Raw genomic sequence first — 3,821 nt, 5'->3', positions numbered from 1 at the left:
GCCCAGGACGCCGACGGCAGCGGCGCGCCCGGCCCGGCCGGACGGTCCGCCCAGCGGTCCGCGACGAACTCGAGGAACGCGGCCGACGTCGGGCGCTGCGACCGGTTCGAGCCGCGGTCCTCGAGCCGCTGCGCGTCCGTCGCCGTGGGGTCGGGCGACGTCGCGGTGGGCGGGGCCGGGGCGAGGGCGCCGTCCGCGGTGCCGGGACCGGTGGCGCTGTGCTGGTCTGCCATGCCCCCATGCTCGCACCAGATGCGCGCACCGGGCACGCACGGGTCGGACGCGAGGCCCACCTATCCTTGGCCCGTGCGCATCGACCTCCACACCCACTCGGTGGCGTCGGACGGCACGGACGCACCCGCCGCGCTCGTCGCGGCCGCGGCCCGCGCCGGCCTCGACGTCGTCGCGCTGACGGACCACGACACGACGCGCGGCTGGGCCGAGGCCGAGGCCGCGGTGCCCGTCCACGGGGTCGCGCTCGTCCGCGGCGCCGAGATCTCGTGCCTCGTGGACCGGATGAGCGTCCACCTGCTCAGCTACCTCCACGACCCGGAGCACGCCGGGCTGCTCGAGGAGGGTGAGCGCACGCGTGAGGCGCGGCTCCAGCGGGCGCGCGCGATGGTCGACCTCATCGCCGAGGACCTCGACCTGACGTGGGCCGACGTCGAGGCGCAGACCGTCCCCGGGACCACGGTGGGCCGGCCGCACATCGCCGACGCGCTCGCGGCGCGCGGGCACGTCGCCGACCGCTCGGCCGCGTTCGCCACCGTGCTCGCCGCCGGCTCGCGCTACTACGTCCCGCACTACGCGCCCGACGCCGCGCACGCCGTGCGGCTCGTGCGCGCCGCCGGTGGGGTGCCCGTGCTCGCCCACCCCGGCGCCCTCGTCCGTGGCCGGATCCTCTCGGACGAGGCCATCGGCCGCCTGGTCGACGCCGGTCTCGCCGGCATCGAGGTGGACCACCGCGACCACGACGACGCGCAGCGACGCCGCCTGGCCGGGATCGCGGCCGAGGCGGGCCTGGTCGTCACCGGCTCGAGCGACTACCACGGCGCCGGCAAGCCGAACGTGCTGGGGGAGCGCACGACGTCGCCCGAGGCGCTCGAGGCGATCGAGGACCAGGGCCGGCTGCCCGTGGTCCGGCCGTGAGCGCCGTCGTCGACGGCCGGCTGCTCGCGGAGGCCTTCATCACCCTGTTCGTGATCATGGATCCCCCGGGGACCGTGCCGATCTTCCTCGGCCTCACGAGCACGATGACGAAGGTCCAGCGGCGCAGGGCGGCGCGGCAGGCGATCCTCGTCGCGTTCGGCGTCATCGTCTCGTTCGCGCTGTTCGGCCAGCAGCTGCTCGCGTACATGCACATCTCGCTGCCCGCGCTCCAGGCGTCCGGCGGTCTGCTGCTGCTCCTCGTCGCGATGGAGCTGCTGACGGGCAGGAGCGAGGAGCCGCAGCCGTCCGGCAACCAGGGCGTCAACGTCGCGCTCGTGCCGCTCGGCACGCCGCTGCTCGCCGGTCCGGGCGCGATCGTCGCGACGATGGTCTTCGTCCAGGGTGCGCGTGAGCCGGCGGACTGGGTCGCGATCGCGCTCGCCGTCGTGGGCGTGCACGTGTGCCTGTGGCTCTCGATGCGGTTCGCCGGCGTGATCCACCGGGTCCTCAAGGACAGCGGCGTGACGCTCGTGACGCGCATCGCGGGTCTGCTGCTCGCGGCGATCGCCGTGCAGCTCGTCGCCGACGCGATCCGCGCGTTCATCGAGGCCGGCTGAGCTCTCCGCACAGGTCCCCGGGCGCGCGGGGACCGACGCCGTCAGCCGGTCGGCAGGCGGACGCCGACGCTGCGGAGCTCGAGGTCCGCGAGCCGCCGGACGACGGCCTCGTCGCCGCGGCGCCAGTCGCCCGCGGGGTCGTCGCTCACGCGCGCGAGGGTGGTCAGGGGCAGCCGCGCGAGCGCGCGCAGCGCGAACAGGTCGAGGTCGGTCCCCGCCGCCACGAGCCGCCGGGCGCTCGCCGAGCGCCGCGCGAACCGCACGCGCGCCCACACCCACAGCGTGACGACGACGAGGATCGGCCACAGCGCGACGGACCACCCGGCGACGGTCGCCGCCTGCGCGACGCCGTCCTGGAGGTCGACTCCCGCCTGCGTCAGCGTGCCCGCGGCCTCGCCGGCGCTGTCGAAGGGCGCCTGCAGCTCGTCGCCGACGAACGGCACCTCGGCGACGCGCTCACCGGCCTGCTGCAGACCCTCCTCGAGCGACGTGCCGGCGTCCTCGAGGGTCCGTCCCGGTGCCGCGAGCTGGGAGACGGCGTCGTGCACCGCCCGGCCCACGAGCGCCCACACGACGACCCAGGCCAGGACGGCCGCGTCCCCGACGACCTGACGCGTGCGGTGGGCCGGGTGGTCCGCGTAGAGGCTCATGGACCGATCCTGCCGGGTGCCGACGGTCGGCGCAGGCCTGGCCGTCGGCCCCCGGCCGGCTCAACGGATGGTCAGCGGGACCGGGGTGCCGACGAGGAAGTGCGTCTGGTCCAGGACCGTGCGCGTCCCGTCGTCGAGCACGACGGCGTCGAGCTGCAGCGTCGTCGTCGGCACGAGCTCGTACTCACCGGGACCGAGCGGCGGGTTGGTCGGGTCCCACGGGTCCGTGCCGATGCACCCCGCGATCACCCACTCCTGGAAGAACACGTCCGGCCGCAGGACGGTCCCGTGGTCGACGGTCGCGTGGGACCACCAGTCGTCGGACGCCCCCGGCCCCCCGCGGCCGACGACGACGCCGTCGCGCACGACGAGGTAGTCGATGCGGTGCTCGAGCAGCCCCTCCACCCGACCGGGGACGCGGTAGGCGAGCCGCGCACCCAGGTCGACGGGGTCCCCGACGGCCACCGCGAGGGGATCCGTCGGGTGCTCGATCACGAGGAGACCTCCGGCGTCCCACCGCTCCGGCACGGCGGACCCGCACATCTCGGTCCCGGGCGGCGGTCGGTCGGCTGCCGGTGCTGCGGGTGAGGTGCGCGTGCGCGGTGCAGGGTCGAGCGCTTCGCCGACCACGGTGAAGGCGACCGGCTCGCTGAGGAGCTGCACCGGCTCCCCGCCAGGTGTGCCGACCAGGTCGTCCGCAGGGTCGCCGGTCCACCGGTCGTCCACGTCCGTGCCCTCGGGCAACCGCGTGAGCTGCAGGGTGGCGTGGAGCTCGTACGAGCCGGCGGGGAGTGCGCGACCCGCGGTGGCGGGGTCGCCGGCCACCGGCTCGCAGACCGCGAGGTCGAGCGCCCCGGCGGTGGTCCAGCCGCCCGGGCCGCCCTCGACGAGCGTCGCGACGCCGGTCGTGCTCGCGAAGGCCGTCCCCCGTGCCACGACGACGCCGTCGTGCGTCACGAGGTAGACCGGCCCGTCCTGCGACGCGAGCGAGAAGTCGCCGTACTGACCGAAGCCCATGCCCGCGCCGACGGGCAGGGCGCTGCCGGCCGGCACCTCAGCGGGCACGGGCCACGCGGTGATCGAGAGGCCCGAGCCGTCGTCGACCGAGGGCTCGCCGACGAGGGACCCGCACGCCCCTGCGGGCAGCGCGGGGTCGCCCGTGGGCAGCACGGTGGGCGGGGTCGTGGGGCTCGGCGTCGGCGCCGGTGTGCTCGGCGTCGGCGTCGGCGACGGCGCTGCGCGCGCCGTGATGCGTCGTGGTGCGCGGAGGGTCAGCCCTCGCCGACGACGGGAGCGGCCTCGCTGCTCGCCGCGCCGTCACCCGAGCCGCCGCGGCCGCCACGCGTCCGGCGGCGGTTGCGGGAGCGCTTGCGCGCGGCCTCGGCGCCCTCACCGGCCGGTGCGG

The 3,821-nt window shown here is 76.4% G+C and carries 4 protein-coding genes and 1 pseudogene; 2 read left to right on the top strand and 3 right to left on the bottom strand.

Features of this window, described 5'->3' with window-relative positions:
- A pseudogene (locus tag ICW40_RS17365) lies at positions 1-233 on the bottom strand (hypothetical protein); the annotation flags it as partial.
- A 73-nt stretch (positions 234-306) separates the two neighbouring features.
- On the opposite strand from ICW40_RS17365, the gene ICW40_RS17360 reads away from it, so the two are divergent.
- Together ICW40_RS17360 and ICW40_RS17355 are read left to right on the top strand one after the other, a co-directional pair.
- Positions 307-1,149, top strand: coding sequence for a PHP domain-containing protein (locus ICW40_RS17360; RefSeq protein WP_221655260.1), 843 nt, complete (start codon positions 307-309; stop codon positions 1,147-1,149).
- Positions 1,146-1,766, top strand: a complete 621-nt coding sequence (locus ICW40_RS17355; RefSeq protein ID WP_221655259.1) for a MarC family protein — start codon at positions 1,146-1,148, stop codon at positions 1,764-1,766. The genes ICW40_RS17360 and ICW40_RS17355 overlap by 4 nt, the downstream gene beginning before the upstream one ends.
- Positions 1,767-1,807: 41 nt before the next feature.
- Here the strand turns inward: ICW40_RS17355 and ICW40_RS17350 are convergent, their stop codons facing one another.
- Both ICW40_RS17350 and ICW40_RS17345 read right to left on the bottom strand, forming a co-directional pair.
- Positions 1,808-2,416 (bottom strand): hypothetical protein, encoded by a 609-nt coding sequence (locus ICW40_RS17350; RefSeq protein WP_221655258.1) that lies wholly within the window; start codon positions 2,414-2,416, stop codon positions 1,808-1,810.
- A gap of 60 nt (positions 2,417-2,476) precedes the next feature.
- On the bottom strand, positions 2,477-3,586 hold the full coding sequence (locus tag ICW40_RS17345) for a hypothetical protein (RefSeq protein ID WP_221655257.1): 1,110 nt from the start codon (positions 3,584-3,586) through the stop codon (positions 2,477-2,479).
- Between the last annotated feature and the right edge of the window lie 235 nt (positions 3,587-3,821).

This window comes from Actinotalea ferrariae (assembly GCF_019733465.1).
Classification (GTDB): domain Bacteria; phylum Actinomycetota; class Actinomycetes; order Actinomycetales; family Cellulomonadaceae; genus Actinotalea; species Actinotalea ferrariae_A.
Note: the sequence above shows the minus strand (reverse complement) of the source record. Positions and strands in the feature narration are given on the sequence as shown.

What these genes read in the sequence shown, in the direction of transcription:
- ICW40_RS17350 (WP_221655258.1), bottom strand. Translation starts at nt 2,416, where the DNA reads ATGAGCCTCTACGCGGACCACCCGGCCCACCGCACGCGTCAGGTCGTC.